The sequence below is a fragment of the Clostridium sp. AM42-4 genome (genome assembly GCF_003480105.1).
Lineage (GTDB): Bacteria > Bacillota > Clostridia > Lachnospirales > Lachnospiraceae > Brotaphodocola.
This window is the reverse complement of sequence record NZ_QUIK01000008.1, coordinates 68595-86138: the sequence shown is the minus strand read 5'-3', so window position 1 is coordinate 86138 and position 17544 is coordinate 68595. Positions and strand designations below refer to the sequence as shown.

General features: G+C 50.5%; 15 protein-coding genes. 14 read left to right on the top strand and 1 reads right to left on the bottom strand.

Translation table 11 applies throughout. The features are described 5' to 3' along the window. Positions 1-2 precede the first annotated feature (2 nt). The 14 genes from cobK (at position 3) to DW922_RS08050 (ending at position 16866) form a co-directional block, all read left to right on the top strand. The gene (gene cobK, locus DW922_RS08115) at positions 3-1505 is read left to right on the top strand and encodes a precorrin-6A reductase (RefSeq protein ID WP_118726293.1); all 1503 of its coding nucleotides are present in this window, start codon (positions 3-5) and stop codon (positions 1503-1505) included. Beyond that, on the top strand, positions 1502-3538 hold the full coding sequence (locus tag DW922_RS08110; RefSeq protein ID WP_118726292.1) for a cobyrinate a,c-diamide synthase: 2037 nt from the start codon (positions 1502-1504) through the stop codon (positions 3536-3538). Before cobK ends, DW922_RS08110 begins: the two co-directional genes overlap by 4 nt. Then, positions 3535-4059, top strand: a complete 525-nt coding sequence (locus DW922_RS08105; RefSeq protein WP_118726291.1) for a bifunctional adenosylcobinamide kinase/adenosylcobinamide-phosphate guanylyltransferase — start codon at positions 3535-3537, stop codon at positions 4057-4059. The genes DW922_RS08110 and DW922_RS08105 overlap by 4 nt, the downstream gene beginning before the upstream one ends. Next, a complete protein-coding gene (locus DW922_RS08100; RefSeq protein WP_118726290.1) occupies positions 4059-4823 on the top strand; it encodes an adenosylcobinamide-GDP ribazoletransferase in 765 nt (254 codons plus the stop codon). The genes DW922_RS08105 and DW922_RS08100 overlap by 1 nt, the downstream gene beginning before the upstream one ends. Before the next feature lie 39 nt (positions 4824-4862). Next, positions 4863-5255 carry a bifunctional adenosylcobinamide kinase/adenosylcobinamide-phosphate guanylyltransferase gene (locus DW922_RS08095; RefSeq protein ID WP_118726289.1) on the top strand — a complete coding sequence of 131 codons (393 nt, stop codon included), beginning with the start codon at positions 4863-4865 and terminating at the stop codon, positions 5253-5255. A gap of 66 nt (positions 5256-5321) precedes the next feature. After that, positions 5322-6323, top strand: a complete 1002-nt coding sequence (gene cbiB, locus DW922_RS08090) for an adenosylcobinamide-phosphate synthase CbiB (RefSeq protein WP_243032136.1) — start codon at positions 5322-5324, stop codon at positions 6321-6323. After that, entirely contained in the window at positions 6323-7399 is a 1077-nt protein-coding gene (gene cobD / locus DW922_RS08085; protein ID WP_118726288.1) for a threonine-phosphate decarboxylase CobD, read from the top strand. The genes cbiB and cobD overlap by 1 nt, the downstream gene beginning before the upstream one ends. After that, positions 7383-9032: a response regulator gene (locus DW922_RS08080; RefSeq protein WP_347560283.1), complete on the top strand. Its 1650-nt coding sequence runs from the start codon at positions 7383-7385 to the stop codon at positions 9030-9032. The genes cobD and DW922_RS08080 overlap by 17 nt, the downstream gene beginning before the upstream one ends. A 12-nt stretch (positions 9033-9044) precedes the next feature. Further along, positions 9045-10847, top strand: coding sequence for a sensor histidine kinase (locus DW922_RS08075; RefSeq protein ID WP_118726287.1), 1803 nt, complete (start codon positions 9045-9047; stop codon positions 10845-10847). After that, positions 10844-11815, top strand: coding sequence for a substrate-binding domain-containing protein (locus DW922_RS08070; protein WP_118726286.1), 972 nt, complete (start codon positions 10844-10846; stop codon positions 11813-11815). The genes DW922_RS08075 and DW922_RS08070 overlap by 4 nt, the downstream gene beginning before the upstream one ends. A gap of 13 nt (positions 11816-11828) precedes the next feature. Next, positions 11829-12860 carry a galactose ABC transporter substrate-binding protein gene (locus DW922_RS08065; RefSeq protein ID WP_118726285.1) on the top strand — a complete coding sequence of 344 codons (1032 nt, stop codon included), beginning with the start codon at positions 11829-11831 and terminating at the stop codon, positions 12858-12860. 151 nt (positions 12861-13011) lie between these two features. Continuing rightward, positions 13012-14124, top strand: coding sequence for a galactose ABC transporter substrate-binding protein (locus tag DW922_RS08060; RefSeq protein ID WP_118726284.1), 1113 nt, complete (start codon positions 13012-13014; stop codon positions 14122-14124). A 155-nt stretch (positions 14125-14279) separates the two neighbouring features. Then, a complete protein-coding gene (locus DW922_RS08055) occupies positions 14280-15791 on the top strand; it encodes a sugar ABC transporter ATP-binding protein (RefSeq protein ID WP_118726283.1) in 1512 nt (503 codons plus the stop codon). An 85-nt stretch (positions 15792-15876) separates the two neighbouring features. After that, complete coding sequence (locus DW922_RS08050) at positions 15877-16866, top strand: beta-methylgalactoside transporter (protein WP_118726282.1); 990 nt, start codon at positions 15877-15879, stop codon at positions 16864-16866. A gap of 61 nt (positions 16867-16927) precedes the next feature. Here DW922_RS08050 and DW922_RS08045 read toward each other — a convergent pair whose 3' ends face one another. Further along, positions 16928-17392, bottom strand: coding sequence for a CYTH domain-containing protein (locus DW922_RS08045; RefSeq protein WP_118726281.1), 465 nt, complete (start codon positions 17390-17392; stop codon positions 16928-16930). Between the last annotated feature and the right edge of the window lie 152 nt (positions 17393-17544).

Sequence of the window (17544 nt, the reverse complement as noted above, 5' to 3'; positions counted from 1 at the left end):
GCATGGAGAAACAAAAACAAACACCGGTTGTTATATTTGGCGGTACGTCCGAGGGACGGGAACTGGCTGAATATGCGCAGGAATATCAGATTCCGGTTGTGGTCAGTGTGGTTTCCGGCTATGGGGAAAGCCTGCTTCAGGAAAGCGCGGTTGTGCGGGTACATACCGGTGCTCTGAAGGAAGAGGATATGCGCGCGTTTTTGATGGAAACAGGGACAAAGCTGGTGATGGATGCGACACATCCTTATGCGCGTGTTGTGACAGAGCAGGTATCTTCCCTGTGTGCTGCGCTGCAGATCCCGTACAAGCGGATCCTGCGAGATCCTTCCCAGGTTGAGATGGAACAAAATGGCTCCGGCGCAGGTTTATTTCTGACGGATTCCATAGAAGAGGCTGTGAACTATCTGAAAGCGGATGACCGGCCGGTGCTTCTGACAACGGGAAGCAAGGAATTGGAAAAATTTGTCGCTGATCCTGCATGTAAGGACCGGATCTATGCCAGGGTTCTTCCGGACAGCCAGGTATTGAAAAAGTGTGAGGAGCTTGGAATCCGCGGTGCCCATGTGATCGCAATGCAGGGACCTTTTTCCACGGAATTGAATACTGCATTACTGCGTACGGCACACGCAGGCTGGCTCGTGACCAAAGAAGCTGGAAAACGTGGAGGATTCGCGGAAAAACTGGAAGCAGCCAGAGCGTGCGGTGTTTCTGTGATCGTGATCCGGCGACCGGTCCAGGAAGAAGGAATTTCCTTAAACGAGGCAAAACAGCTGATGGACGCGTACCGGATTTCAAAAAGGCAGGAAAAGAAAGAGAATCCTTTGCCGGATAAAACATCCGAAACTGGTGCACGCAGCCTTAGCCTCATCGGCATGGGAATGGGGGGTGGCAGACAGCTGACCCTGGAAGCTTTGGATGCTCTCAAACAGTGTGATGCAGTCTTCGGTGCTTCCCGTATGCTTCGGGATGTAGAAAAATGGATCTGCGGCAAGCAGCAGGAAGCGTTTTATCAGCCGGATCAGATCCTGGACTGGCTGGAGACGCACCCGCAGGTTTCCCATGCGGCAGTCATCTGTTCCGGTGATACAGGCTTTTACAGTGGCAGCGGCAGTATGATGCGGGAACTTCATACGCGCTGGCAGCAGGAAACAGCATGTCCTTATCAGGTTCAGGTTTATCCGGGAATCTCTTCGGTTTCCGCGCTGGCTGCGCGGTTCCAGATTTCCTGGGAGGATGCCTGCCTGGCCAGTGCCCATGGGCGGGACTGTGATGTGGCAGAACTGGTAAAACAGCATAAACTGGTTTTTTTGCTGCTGGACAGCAGCCAGAACTTAAAAACCATCTGTCAGACGCTGACAGCAGCCGGGCTTGGAAAAACACGGATTTTTGCAGGTGCGCGTATGGGATACGAAGAGGAACAGAACATCTGCGGTATGGCAAAGGAACTGACAGATCAGGAAACAGACAGTTTGACAGCAGTATTTCTGGAGCGGAATGAAGAATGAGAGATGAATGGTTTATCCGGGGAAAAATCCCTATGACAAAGAGTGAAGTGCGGTCTGTGTCGGTTTCCAAGCTGGAGCTGGAGCCGGACCACATTGTCTATGATATCGGAGCCGGCACGGGATCCGTTTCTGTGGAAATGGCGCTGCATGTGCCGAACGGACATGTGTATGCGTTTGAACAGAAGGAGGAAGGCTGTGAGTTGATCCGGAAAAACGCGGAAAAAGCAGGAGTGCGCAACCTGACCGTGGTTTCCGGGAAAGCGCCGTATTCCATGGAAGGTTATCCAGCACCGGACCGGGTGTTTATCGGCGGAAGCGGCGGAAATTTAGGGGAGATTCTGGATCTTGTCACAAAGAAAAACCCAAATGTGCAGATTGTGATCAACGTGATCGCGCTGGAGAGCCTTTCCCAGACCATGGAATGGATGAAGCGAAACGGGCGGGAGCCGGAAGTAATCTGCATGCAGGTTTCCAGGGCAGAAAAACGTGGCCCTTACCATATGATGCAGGCCCAGAATCCGATTTATATTATTACCATGGGCTCAGAGCAAACAGAAAACAAGGAGAATGAACAAAGTCGTTATCCCCGCATTCTTCTTGCGGCACCGGGAAGCGGAAGCGGAAAAACCCTTCTGACTGTCGGGCTGCTGACGTTATTTCAGCGCATGGGAATTGCCTGCCGCTCCTTTAAATGTGGTCCGGATTATATTGATCCGATGTTTCATAAGTATGTGCTTGGGATTGACAGCTGCAATCTGGACAGCTTTTTCCTGCCGGAATCCGAATTGCGGGATTTATTGGAAAGCAGGGCGTCGCAGGCAGAGCTTTCCGTGATCGAGGGTGTTATGGGTTTTTATGACGGCATTGGCGGTAATTCCATGGCGGCGAGCACCTATGAGGTCGCAAAGATCACAAATTCGCCGGTCATCCTGGTGGTGGACGGCAAAGGCAGCAGCCTTTCCCTTGCGGCCCAGATCAAGGGTTTTCTGGATTATCAGAAGGACAGCCATATCCGTGGTGTGATCTTAAACCGGACGAATCCGATGGTAGGAGAACGCCTGCGCCCGGAAATTGAAAAATTGGGAGTGAAGTATCTTGGTGCGGTTCCGGTCTGCGAGACGGTAGATATCAAGAGCCGTCATCTGGGACTGACCATGCCGGAAGAACAAAAAGATCTGCGGGAGCATTTAGCGGCATTTGCCGGCCAGCTTGCCAAGTGCCTGGATGTGGAAGGAATTCTGGAACTTGCCGGATATTATGTGGGAAAAAATGTGAAAAGTGCAAGATCAGCCGGAATTTCCATGGGTGAAGAAAAGAACACATCAGGTCAATCGGAACTATTTGGTTGTAAAAATAAAAATTTGCCAGATCCTGTCCAAACTCGGATTTGCGTGGAAAACGATGTTTGTGAAATAGAAAACCGGATGAAACCAGAGAAACGAATCGCGGTGGCACTGGACGAAGCGTTCTGCTTCTACTACCAGGAAAACCTGAATTTCCTGAAAGAACATGGCTGGGAGATCGTACCATTTTCCCCGCTGCACGATACCGCGCTTCCGTCTTTTGTGCAGGCTATGTTATTAGGAGGGGGTTATCCGGAGCTTTACGCGAAGGAGCTTTCCGAGAATACATCGATGCTGGAAGCTATACGAAACGCTTCCAAAACCGGTGTCCGGATCCTTGCGGAGTGCGGTGGATTTTTGTATCTGCAAAAATCCCTGGAAGATGAGAACGGCACGGTATGGCCTATGGCGGGTCTGCTTCCCGGGGACGGTTACCGTACGGGAAAGCTTGGCCGGTTTGGCTATATTTCCCTGGAGCAGAATGGAGCGTATCGGATCAAGGGACATGAGTTTCATTACTGGGACAGCACAGCGCCGGGGGATGCGTTCCGGGCCAATAAGCCGCAGTCGAAGCGAGGCTGGGACTGCATGTACCAGACAGACCGGATCCTTGCCGGATTCCCGCATCTGTACTATTTGTCGGGACCGGATCTGATCTTAAACTTTTTAGATGGAGAAGAAACGCTATGATGCATCTGATTACCGGAGCCTCTGCGAGTGGCAAATCGGCCTATGCGGAAGGGCAGCTTGCAAAGGCAGAAGGACCGGAAAAGTTTTATCTTGCGACCATGCGCGCCTGGGACGCGGAAGGGGAAGCGAGAGTCAGGAAACACCGCGCCATGCGGGAAGGAAAAGGCTTTCAGACGATTGAAGCCTTTCACACTTTGGAACAGGTAAGGCTTCCGGGGAAAGGCAGTCTGATGCTGGAATGCATGTCAAATCTTCTGGCAAATGAACAATTTGAGATTGGCGGAACCGATGAAGAAATCCTGGAACGCATTCAGGTGGGAATCCAGAACCTGGAAGCGCAGACGAACGATCTGGTGATCGTGACAAATGAGATTTTTTCGGACGGATGCAGCTACGATGCGGACACCATCCGCTATATCCGTCTCTTAGGAACCTTAAATATCTGGCTGGCAGAGAAGGCTTCCCTGGTCACGGAAGTAGTCTATGGAATTCCGATCCGTCAGAAAGGAGATGCAGGATAATGGTGGAAAGTTTTATCATCGCGTTTTCTATGTATTCCCGGATTCCGATGCCATTTATCGAGTGGAGTGAGCGTGGCATGAAATATGCCTTTTGCTTTTTCCCGCTGATCGGAGCCGTGATCGGCCTTATCATGAACGTATATGTGTTTGCCGCACAGGCAGCAGGACTTGGAATACTGGCGTTTTCCCTGCTTGGAACGGCAATCCCGCTTTTGATCACCGGTGGGATCCACATGGATGGCTTTTTGGATGTGACAGATGCAAGAAGTTCGTTTTTAAGTCGGGAGCGGAAACTGGAAATTTTAAAGGACCCGCATGCAGGAGCCTTTGCGATTGCAGGCTGCGGCGTGTATCTGCTGCTTTATACTGCAGCATTTTCTGAACTTGGAAATTCTGCATTTCCTGCGATTGCCGGAATTTATGTGATCACCCGCTCGTTAAGCGGTCTTTCTGTCCTCTGCTTTCCGAAAGCGCGAAAGGACGGGCTTGCTGCAACCTTTGCAAAAGAAACCGGAAGCGGATCCCCGGTTGTAAAGGCGGTTCTGGTGGGATGGCTGCTTGCCGGAGTCCTGTTTTTCCTTGTCACGGCAGGCGTGTTTACAACGCTGATCATGATGGCAGCGGCAGCACTGGTCTTTTTCTGGTATCACCATATGGCATTAACGGAATTTGGTGGAACGACAGGAGACCTGGCCGGTTATTTTTTGCAGACGGCAGAACTGGCTATGGTAGCGGCACTGGCTGTGTGCAGCCATATCTTGTGACAGAATCGTGGCTTACGAAGAAAATGGAGGAAGAAGAATATGATCCTGGTGATCGGAGGAAGCTTTCAGGGAAAGAAAGCGTTTGCAGAACAGATCTGCAGGGAAGAAAAGGAACAGAACAAACAGAATCATCGTCTGAACATAGCAGATACATATCCAAATGTGGAGCAGCAGCCCCAGATCCTGCCGGATTTTCATCTTCAGGTCCGGAAAGCCCTGGAGGCAGGCGAAGATCCGGACGCCTTAACGCGTAAGCTTCTCGAAAATCCGCCCGAGGTGATCACACTGGATGAAGCTGGATGCGGGATTGTGCCCATTGAGCGGGAGAAACGCATCTACCGGGAGGCCGTGGGGCGTGCCGGACAGCTTCTTGCTGCCCGGGCAGAGAAAGTATACCGGGTTCAATGCGGTATTGCGACCCGGATCAAGTAAGGCTGAACATAACAGCGCAGCTGCAAAACCGCTGCACATAGACAAACAATAAAGGAAACGAATGACATGATACTCGGACATCTCTGGATGGAATATGCGGCTGCGGCCTGCATCGGTTTTTTATTAGATTTTATTGTGGGAGATCCACACGGGCTCTGGCATCCGGTCTGCGGGATCGGAAAGCTGATTTCGTGTATGGAAAAAAGGCTTCGGAAAAAAGTACCGGATCAGCCGGAAAGCCTGCTTCTTGCCGGGGCAGCGCTTGCCGTGACAGTTCCCTGCGTGACGGTTGTGGTCACGGCACTGATCCTGCTTCTGGCCGGTTTGATCCATCCATATTTTCAGTTTGCCGTGATGTGTCTGTTAGACGGGTGGATCCTGGCGGCAAGATCACTGAAAACGGAAAGTATGAAGGTCTATAAGGAATTGAAAACAGGGGATTTAGAGCGTGCCCACTATGCAGTTTCCATGATCGTTGGGCGGGATACCCAGAACCTGACGGCGGAGGGTGTGACGAAGGCAGCTGTGGAGACGGTTGCGGAAAATGCTTCCGACGGCGTGATCGCGCCGCTTTGCTTTTTATTCCTTGCCGGTCCGGTTGGCGGATTTTTTTATAAGGCCGTGAATACCATGGATTCCATGGTTGGCTATAAAAATGAAAAGTACCTGTATTTTGGGCGTGCGGCAGCAAAGCTTGACGATCTGCTGAACTGGATCCCTTCCAGGCTGACCGGATTTTTGTTTGCAGTGGCAGCCTTTCTGCTGCCTGGCATGAACGGAAAAGAAGCATTTGCAATCTGGCGACGGGACCGCAGAAACCATAAAAGCCCGAACTCGGCCCAGTCGGAATCGGCCTGTGCCGGAGCACTGGGAGTCCAGCTGGCAGGGGATGCCTGGTATTTTGGAAAGCTGAACCATAAGCCGGCGATCGGGGACGCACACCGCCCGGTGGAGCCAGAGGATATTGCGCGTGCAAACCGGTTAATGTATCTGGCTTCGGTGCTGGCACTTTTTGCCGGAACCGGTCTGATCATTTTGCTTGAGATACTGACAGGAGGATTGGTGTAATGGAGCCATACAAAGCATCGGGACACGGTGGGGATGTTTACCGCAATCAGGTAAGCCATGATTTTTCCATCAACTTAAACCCGCTTGGGATGCCGCAGGGAGTTAAGAAAATATTGAAACATTCGGTAGATGGCTGGGCCAGGTATCCGGACCCGGAGTGTGAAGCATTGAAAAATGCGCTGGCTTGGTATCATCATGTGCCGGCAGAGTGGATCCTCTGTGCCAACGGCGCAGCAGACCTGATCTTTCAGGCAGTGCGGATCCTTGCGCCGAAAAAAGCCTTGCTGTTTGCTCCGTCTTTTTCAGAATACCGGCAGGCATTAATGGCAGCAGGCTGTGAAATTGAAACACTTCCCCTAAAAAAGGAGCAAGGGTTCCAGCCGGATATCGAAGCGGCCCTGGATCATATTACGCCGGAAACCGGTCTATTGTTTTTCTGCAATCCCAATAACCCGACCGGTCATGCTGTGCCGGCGAGCCTGGTAAAAAAGCTTGCTGATCACTGCCAAAAGACCGGGACCTGGCTGATCCTGGACGAGTGCTTTTGCGAACTGCTGGAGCAGCCGGAAGACTTTAGCATGATGCCGTTTGCAGGCCATTACGAGAAGCTGGTCATTTTACGGGCATTCACAAAGACCTATGCTATGGCAGGACTCCGGCTGGGATACGCGTTGTCTTCTTCTGGATCACTGTTTCAGAAAATCCGGCAGGAGCGCCAGCCGTGGAGTGTGTCAGTTCCGGCCCAGGAGGCCGGAATCGCAGCACTGAAGGAGCAGGAGTATCTGAAGCAGGCAAGAATACTGATCGGGACAGAACGTGCATGGCTGAGCGGCCAGTTACAGGAGCTTGGCTTTACGGTATTTAAGTCTGACAGTAATTTTATCCTGTTTTACATCGAAGAAGACCATCCGGGGGAGCTGCTGCAGGCGTGCTTAAAACGGAAAATCCTTCTTAGGGACTGCAGCAATTTTGATGGTCTGGCATCCGGCTATTACCGGATCTGCGTGGGAATGCCGGAGAAAAACCGGCTTCTGGTCCGGAATCTGCAGGAAATTAAGAATGAAAACTATGGATGAAGAATTAAAGGAGAAGCAGGCTATGAGTTTATATCGGATCATCCTGGTAGATGACGAGGAAGAGGTGCGCAAGGGCATCATACGGAAAATTGACTGGAGCAGTCTGGGATTTGAAGTGGTCGGTGACGCAGAAAACGGAGCTGAGGCATTGGAGCGGATCGAGCAGCTGGAGCCGGAGGTTGTTATGACGGACATCCGCATGCCATTTATGGACGGGCTGACCCTGACGGAAAAGATCCGCCAGAAATACCCTTCCATGAAGGTGCTGATCTTCTCTGGCTTTGACGATTTTGAGTATGCACAGCAGGCGATCAAGCTGAATGTGACGGAATATATCTTAAAACCGGTGAATGTAGAGGAGCTTTCAGAGATTTTAAGACGGGTAAAGCAGAATCTGGATGAGGAGATCAGCCAGCGCCGGGATGCGGCGATCTTACGGGAAAGCTACCAGAGAAGTCTTCCAATCTTAAGAGAAGTATTCTTAAATGACCTGGTGCGCGGAAGTGCGAATACCGCCATGATCGAAGAAAAGCTTCAGGAATACAGCGTTGACATCCTGCATGCGAAGAAATGGATCACAGCGCTGTTACATATTGAGACCGAGGCTTCTGACCATCCTGCTGCCCTGCAGAAAGAACTGGTGCCTATTTCCGTGCGCCAGATCACAGAGGACCATTTAAAGGACTACTGCCGGTTTACCATTTTTAACTCCTCAGCAGGTATGGCTTTGATCGCGGTGATCGATGAGGACAATTCCCAGACCGGTCTTCTGGACCGTCTCGGCGATATCTGCAAGGAGTGCAGGCGTGTGCTGGATGTCACTGTGACGATCGCAGTCGGGCACAGCTGTCAGGAACTTTCTGAGATCAGCCGGATCTATCAGTCCTCGGTGGATGCCCTTGGCTATAAGACCATTGTGGGAACCGGACATACCATTTATATCAACGACGTGGAGCCGGTGAGCCGCGGAAAACTGAAATTTGATAACACCGACGAAAATGACTTTGTCACGGCGGTGAAGTTCGGGCCGGAAGAAAAAATCCGGGAAACCGTAAAAAAACTGATGTTGCGTATGGACGATGCCAAGGTGCATGCCAGACAGCAGCAGCTCTACATGCTTTCCTTATTCAACTGTGTGACCAGACTGATGCAGCAGTACAATCTGACAACAAAGGAAATTTTCGACACGGAAAAGCAGTATATGGACGTTCCTGCTGCGCTGGGAAAACCAGAGAAATTTGAAGCCTGGATTTTGGGTGCCTGCCTGCGAATCCATGAAAGCTTAAACCGAGAGCGTGACAATACGACCAAAAAGGTGATCCTGGAGGCAAGACGCTATATCGAGAGTCACTATCAGGACCCATCCCTTTCCGTGGAGATGATCTGCCGAGAGCTTCATATGAGTCCGGCTTACTTTTCAACGATGTTCCGCAAGGTGACGGGCCAGACATACATTGCGTACCTGACAGAGGTGCGTCTGCAAAAAGCAGTGGAGCTTTTAAACGAGACAGATGATAAGACCTATGTGATCGCACAGAAGGTAGGTTATCAGGAGCAGAACTATTTCAGCTATGTGTTTAAGAAGCGGTTCGGCATCTCGCCGACCAAATACCGTGGATCACAAAGCAGCTAAAGGGGATAGAATATGACAGGAAAGACATTATCCGAGCGCTTCAGCCGGGTCAGCATCCGCTCTATCATTTATCTTTACTTTACCATCAGCGCACTGACTGCACTGGTCCTGATGGGCATTTCCTTTTACGGGCGTCTGGTAAGCCAGATGACATCTGTCATTCAGGAGGAAAACCAGACAATGTTAGCCCAGGTAAATCATTCTGTGGATTCTTACCTGCGCACCATCATGAAGCTGTCGGATTCGCTGTACTATGATGTGATCAAAAATGCGGATCTCTCGGACGAAAGCATCCACAGCGAGCTGAACCTGCTTTACGACAGCAGCCGCGACTATGTGTCGAACATTGCGCTCTTTTCCAAGGATGGGGAGCTGGTGGATACCGTGCCGGCTGCCCGCATCAAAACAGATCTGGATGTGACAAAGGAGGAATGGTTTTCCGATACGCTGGAGCGGACGGAAAACCTGCATTTTACAATGCCGCATGTCCAGTATATTTTCGATAATGATGAAAACCAGTATACCTGGGTCATTACCCTGACCCGAGCGGTGGAGCTGACCCGTGGTGTTTCCACGGAACAGGGAATTTTGCTGATCGATATTACCTATGGAAGTTTAAAGCAGCTTTTAGACAGCATCACCATGGGAAACCACGGTTATCTATACATGATTAGCTCTGGCGGGCAGCTGATCTATCACCCGCAGATGCAGCTGATCGATGCCGGACAGCTGGAAGAAAACATCCAGGCTGCGGTGGGGCACCGCGATGGAAATTACCGGGAGTCCTACCAGGGCAGGATCCGGGATGTGACTGTCAAGTCGGTGGGCTATACCGGCTGGAAGCTGGTGGGAGTGACGCCGGAGCAGGACAGCTATCTGAATACTTTAAAAACCAAGCTGTTCATGGTATTTCTGGTCGGCCTGTTCCTCTTGATCCTAATGATCATCAATGCCTCGATCTCATCGCGTATCACGGTGCCGATCCGGGAACTGGAAAAATCGGTCAATGCTCTGGAAACAGGAAACCTCGATGCGGAGGTTTACCAGGGCGGCTCCTACGAGATCCGGCATCTTGGCCGTTCCATCGGCGATATGGCCAAACAGATCAAGGTACTGATGCAGGATATCGTGGCGGAGCATGAGTCAAAACGGAAAAGCGAGTTTGACACACTCCAGTCCCAGATCAACCCGCATTTCCTATATAATACGCTGGACATTATCGTCTGGATGATCGAGAATGAACAGAAATCCGAAGCGGTGAAGGTCGTGACGGCGCTTGCCAGGTTCTTCCGCATCAGCTTAAGCAAAGGAAAAAGCATTATTACGGTGCGCGATGAGCTGGAGCATGTGCGCAACTATTTAATGATCCAGCAGATGCGCTTTAAGAACAAATTTACCTACACCATCGATGCCGCCCCGGAGGTGCTGGGACTGGCAAGCCTCAAGCTGATGCTGCAGCCGCTGGTGGAGAATGCAATCTATCATGGCATGGAATTTAAGGATGGAGACGGGATTATTGCGGTAACGGCAGTGCAGAAAGAAGATGGACTGTGGTTTACCATTCAGGATAACGGACTTGGCATGACAGAAGAGCAGGTGGAAAGCCTTTTGACAGAGCATGCCCATGTATCATCGAAACGTGGCTCCGGGATCGGTGTGAAAAATGTCAATGAGCGGATCCGGCTGTATTTTGGAAATGAATATGGACTTTCTATCGAATCGGAGCCGGATGAGGGAACTACGATCCGGATCCATCTGCCGGCGGTCGATTACCGGGAGATCCAGGAGAAAGAGGAAAAGGAGAAGGCACAATGAGAAAGCGCGAAACGTGGGGGTTAGTGATCTTTGGCGTGATTCTGGTCTTTTTGTATCTGCTTTCTTCAACAGACCTGATCATTAAGGAACGGAAAACGGAAATTTACCCGGTGTCGGTGATCCTGGATGACAGCACCGGCGAAGCCTACCAGAATTTTAAGAAGGGGGCTGACCGGGCGGCCATCGAGCTGAATGCGGATGTAAGTATGATCACGCTCTATGAAGGCGAAACTCCAGCGCAGCAGATCGAACGGATGGCCAGAGAACAGCAGGATGGTGCAAAGGCACTGGTTGTGATGCCGGAAGCGGAAAGTGAGCTGGAGGAGGCTCTGGCGGAAAAGCGGATCCAGATCCCTCTGGTGCTTGTGAATGCCGCTCTTCCAAGAGACAAGGTTTCTTCTGTGGTAACTGCGGATTATGATGCTATGGGAAGAGAACTGGCAAAGCAGGTAATGGCCTGCCATACGGCAGAGGTTCCGGTCTATCTGTTTTATACAAAAAAAGAATCTGCAGCCAGACGGCATTTTATGGACGGCGTGGAAACTGTCCTGCGCGGAGGCGGGTATAAGGTAAAACAGCTGGAGCGGCAGGATGGGGATACCTTCCGGAGGACGATTGAAGGGTTTGTCTATCCGGAAACCTCACGTGCGCTGGTCATTGCCCTGGACCCGGAAGCGCTTTTGGAAACAGCGCAGATCCTGGAAGACAGCAGTGTATACCAGGAACATGTGGAGGGACTCTATGGCCGCGGAACGACAACGCAGATCCTGAACTACTTAGACCGCGGCATCATAAGCGGGCTTTGCGTGACGGATGATTTTAGTATCGGTTATTTAAGCATTAAGCGGGCAGTGGAAATCTTATCGAACCAGAAACTGGAGGAAGAGACGGTGCTCGACAGCTATTACATCCGGAAGGATGACCTGCGTTCCCCGGAATTTGAAAAAATGCTCTATCCCATTGAATAGGAGGTAAACCGGCATGAAATTACAAAATAGAAGCATTGTACGCCTTGCATTTGGTTTGCTTGTGGCCTGCGGTCTTCTTTCCGGCTGTCAGGCGGGCAGGGAACCGGAAAAGAAAAATGCGCTCCGGATCGGCGTCAGCCTGTACCGGGCCGATGATACCTTCATCGGGAATATCCGCACGGAACTGGAAAAGAAGGCAAAAAAGTATGAACAGGAAACCGGCATTAAGGTGACCCTGGACATTCAGGATGCGAAGGGAAACCAGTATACCCAGAATAAACAGGTGGAACGTTTTATTTTCCTGGGCTGTGACGCACTCTGCGTCAATCCGGTAGACCGGACAACCTCCTCCGGCATCATCGATCCGGCCATGGCGGCAGATGTTCCGGTCGTGTTTTTTAACCGGCAGCCGGTTGAGGAAGACATGGACCGCTGGGACAAGCTTTACTATGTAGGCGCGGATGCAAAGGAATCTGCAGTTCTGGAGGCGCAGATTGTTGCAGACCAGTATGCAAAGGACCCTGCATCGCTCGATAAAAACGGAGACGGGGTGATCAGCTATGTGCTTTTAGAGGGAGAGAGCAATCATCAGGATTCCCTGATCCGTACCGAATGGTCGGTACAGACCTTAAAGGACTGCGGGGTTCCGATCGAGAAGATCACAGGGGGCATTGCAAACTGGGAACGCTCGCAGGCCTCTGCGCTGATGGAGCAGTGGCTCTTGGCTTATCCGGATAAGATCGAACTGGTCATCAGCAACAATGATGACATGGCACTTGGCGCCATCGATGCAATGGACCGCGCTGGCATCAACCGCATCCGTGTGGTTGGGATCGATGGAACGACCCCGGGACTGGATGCGGTAAAAAGCGGAAAGATGCTGGGGACGGTATCTTCCGATAAAAGCGGTTACGCAGACGCAATCTTCACGATTGCGGCATCCGCCGGATTGGGTGAACCAATTTCGGAAAAAATCGGCCTGACAGACGGAAAATACTACTGGACCACGCAGAATCATGTCACAAAAGACAACTTAAATCCATAAAAAATTGTAGAATCAAAAAAAATCCATAATGCTGAAAAGAAAATCCTATGGAAAATTGCACAATCCACCAGTATAATGAGCTTGTCAGATGGAGAAAGTAAACAAAAACTTACAAACTATGACAATTTTATTTAAAGGGAGGATTTACATCATGAGATTAACAAAGAAAGTAACCGCTATGGCAATGGCATCCTGCATGATTCTGTCTATGACAGCATGCGGCGGCAGCAAACCGGCAGAGACCACCGCAGCAGCTACCGAGGCAGCAACTGAGGCAGCTACCGAAGCAGCAGAGACCACTGCAGCAGAAGTGAAAGAAGCAGCAGGCGGCGACTACGCAGACAAGAAAGTCGGCATTTCCATTTATAAATTCGATGATAACTTCATGACTCTGTACCGTACCGAGTTAGAGAGATACTTAACCGAGGACCTTGGCTTCAAGAAAGAGAACATCACCGTTCAGGATGGTAAGGGCGATCAGGCAGAGCAGACCAACCAGATCCAGAACTTCATCGCTTCCGGCGTTGACGTTATGATCTTAAACCTGGTTCAGTCTTCTTCCGCACCGCAGGTTACCGATATGTGTAAAGACGCTGGAATCCCGGTTGTTTACATCAACCGTGAGCCAGATACCGCAGAGGAAGAGAGATGGGCTTCCGATGGTATCAACGCTACTTATGTAGGTGCTGACGCAAGACAGTCCGGTACTTACCAGGGCGAGGAAATCCTCGAGACCGAGACCAAGGGCGATATCAACGGCGATGGCAAAGTAAGCTACATCATGGTTCAGGGTGATCCGGAGAACGTAGATGCCCAGTACAGAACCGAGTACTCCATCAAGGCTCTGACCGATGCAGGCGTTGAGGTTGAAGAGCTTCTGCTCCAGAGAGGCGACTGGGATCAGGCAAAGGGCCAGCAGATCGTTCAGGATGCATTAACCCAGTTCGGCGACAAGATCGAGGTTGTTTTCTGTAACAACGATGCAATGGCACTTGGTGCACTGCAGGCAATCGATGCAGCAGGCAGAAAAGTTAACGAGGACATCTATCTGGTAGGTGTTGACGCTCTGACCGAGGCAGTTCAGAACATCACCGATGGCAAGATGACCGGTACCGTATTTAACGATTACATCGGCCAGGCTAAGACCGCAGCTGACATGGCAGTGAAATACTTAGACGGCGAGTCTGTTGATCCGGTTAACATGGTTGACTATGTAAAGGTTACCCCGGACAACGCAGCAGATATTCTTGACATCATCAAATAGTCAGACTCTGGCCTGTAATTAACAGTGATTCATCTTTCGGGTGTGTCGTCTGACACACCCGATTTTTAAAGAAATGCGAACGGCGGCTTAGGATAGCTGGCCGGTGCAGAAAACGGCTGAAAAAGCCGGTACGGAGTCAGAAAGGAGAGAATGGGATGGCAGAGTACAGGTTGGAAATGAAGGGAGTCTGCAAAAGCTTCCCGGGTGTAAAAGCCCTCGACGGCATCAACTTAAGAGTCCGTCCCGGTACCGTCCATGCGTTAATGGGGGAGAACGGAGCCGGAAAATCTACCCTGATGAAATGTTTATTTGGCATCTATAAAATGGATGAAGGCGAGATTTATCTGGATGGACAGAAAATGACGATCCTGAATCCAGATGACGCTTTACATAAAGGACTGGCCATGGTTCACCAGGAGCTGCAGCCGATCCCGGAGAGAACGATCGCAGAGAATATGTATCTGGGCCGTTATCCGTTAAAAAGCTATGGTCCGTTCAAGGTCATTGACCACAAGACCATGAATGAGGAAGCAGCCAAATGGCTGGAAAACGTAAAAATGCCTTATGATCCGAAGGCGAAACTGGGATCTCTTTCCATTGCGCAGATGCAGTCGGTAGAGATCGCAAAAGCAGTATCTATGAGTGCGAAAGTCGTGATCCTCGACGAGCCGACATCTTCTCTTACCGATAACGAGGTAGAGGCGCTGTTCCGCATCGTGCGGGATCTTAAATCCAGAGGCGTATCCATGATCTACATCTCCCACAAGATGGCTGAGATTCGTGAGATCGCCGATGATATTACCATCATGCGTGATGGTACCTATGTAGGAACCTGGGAGGTCAAAGACATCAGCGATGACGAAATCGTCCGCCAGATGGTTGGCCGTGAGCTCACCAACGTTTATCCTCCGATGGAGAATACCATTCAGGATGAAGTGGTTCTGGAAGTGAAGGACCTCTGCAGCATCCACGAGCGTTCCTTCCAGCATATCAGCTTCCAGTTAAAGAAGGGCGAGATCCTTGGTTTTGGTGGCCTGGTCGGAGCCCAGAGAACGGAGCTGATGGAGGCAATCTTCGGTATGCGCCATATTAAGAGCGGTGAGGTTCTGGTCCACGGAAAACCGATCCAGGTATCCAGACCGCGTGATGCCATCAAAGATGGTATCGGAATGATCACAGAGGACCGCCGTGGTACCGGTATCCTTGGATGCCTTTCCATCGCGGACAACGTATCCATTTCCTCCCTTAACAACTACTTAAAGGTCGGACCGATGCTTGACACCGGCAAGATCGAAGCGCTTGTTAAGGAAAATGTAGCAAAGCTGAGTATCAAGACCCCGAGCAGCAAGACACTGATCCAGTCTCTTTCCGGTGGTAACCAGCAGAAGGTTATCATTGCGAGATGGCTGGCCAACAATCCGGACGTGCTGATCATGGACGAGCCGACCAGAGGTATCGATGTCGGCGCGAAGTACGAGATTTACCAGATCATGATCGAACTGACAAGACAGGGCAAATCCATCATTATGATTTCCTCTGAGATGCCGGAGTTAATCGGTATGTCACACCGGATTCTGGTAATGTGTGCAGGAAAGATGACCGGTGAGGTCTCCGGTGAGGAAGCAACTCAGGAAAACATCATGAGTATGGCTACTCAGTTCAACTAATGGTAGCAAGGATTCTCTCATCCACGATAGGTGATGAATTGCAAACTGCCAACTGTGGATTGAAACAATTAAGGAGGATACGAGGATGAATAAAAAAAATATTGATATAAAGAAAACCCTGCTGGACAATGGTATCATCATTGTTCTGCTCCTGCTGGTACTCATCACCGGCATTACCAAGGATAATTTCTTCTCCTGGAACAACTTATCCAACATTTCCGTAAATACCGCAGCACGTGTTATCATCGCATTTGGTGTCAGCGGCTGTCTGATCACCAAAGGTACCGACCTTTCCGCAGGCCGTATGGTAGGTCTTGCTTCCTGTATCGCAGGTACCTTACTTCAGACCGCAGACTACAGCGGTAAGTTTTTCCCGAATTTAGGCGATATGCCGGTATTCGGTGTTCTGGCTTTATGTATCCTGATCTGCTGCATCTTCGGCCTGATCAATGGTATCGTTATCGCTTACTTAAATGTACCGGCCTTCATCGGCACCCTGGGCATGCAGCTGGCTGTATACGGCATCTGCCTGGTATACACCAACGCAACTCCTCTGGGCGGCTACCGCAAGGCTTACACCGCGATCGCAACCGGGAAACTGTTTGGCCAGGTCCCGTACATGTTCATCATCGCATTTGTGATTGGCCTGGTTATGTGGTTCGTATTCAACTACACCCGTCACGGCAAATACATGTATGCGATCGGCGGCAACGAGGCTGCTGCTGAGGTATCCGGCGTAAACGTAAAGAAAACCAAGATCATCATCTACGTAACTGCTGCAGCCCTTTATGCGATTGCAGGCTTCCTGCTTGGCGCAAAAGCCGGCGGTGCCAGCGTTAACATGGGTCAGGGCTATGAGCTGGAGGCAATCGCAGCATGTACCATCGGCGGTGTATCCGTTAATGGTGGTATCGGCCGTATCTCCGGTGTTGTCATCGGTGTTCTGGTATTCGAGCTGTTGAAATCTTCCATGCAGTTCCTTGGTATCCAGACAAACTACCAGTACATTGTACAGGGTATCGTAATCATCGTGGCAATCGCCCTCGATATCCGCAAATATATTGCAAAGAAATAATAATTTGATTAATTTTAATAGGGCCGTGTGAGTTGCCGAAAGGCAACTCACACGGCCTTTGTCATACATTTAAATTGTTATTTGCCTGGCTCAGACGGCTATTCTGGTACTTGCTGGAGAGGGTGACATCTTCCCCAAACCAGGCAGGGGGAACAAACGCATTGGCCTCGTCGACCGAGGAAAATTCAACCTCTGCCAGCACCAGTCCATCGTATGCACCGGAGAATACATCCAGCTCGATGGTAAGGCTGGTGCCCTGGATCGGCTTTTTGTAGCGCGTTTTTGTGATGATGATTCCGTCGGCCTTGGAAAGCAGGTGCTCATAGGACTCTCTGGTGAGCGGAAGGTTGTATTCCTCCCGCGCCAGGAGCCCTTTTGATTTGTAGGTGAGATAGTATTCGTCATTCTCTTTCCGGACCCGGACAACCGGGGCTGTGCTTAAATAGCCCTGTTCCATCTGAATGGCTTCCCATGACTGGTAATCAGGCGGCAGAGCCGGGACCAGAAATTTTCGTTCAATTTCCATAATTTCTCCTTTTGTGTCGAATTTTGCGTTCTTTATCAGAAATACAAGAAAATTTGTAATTCTTTACCATGAGTATACAGGAAATCGTTGGAAAAATAAAGGGTTTGTGGTATGATGGATAGAAATGTGGGAAAACGTTATTGTTCCATTTG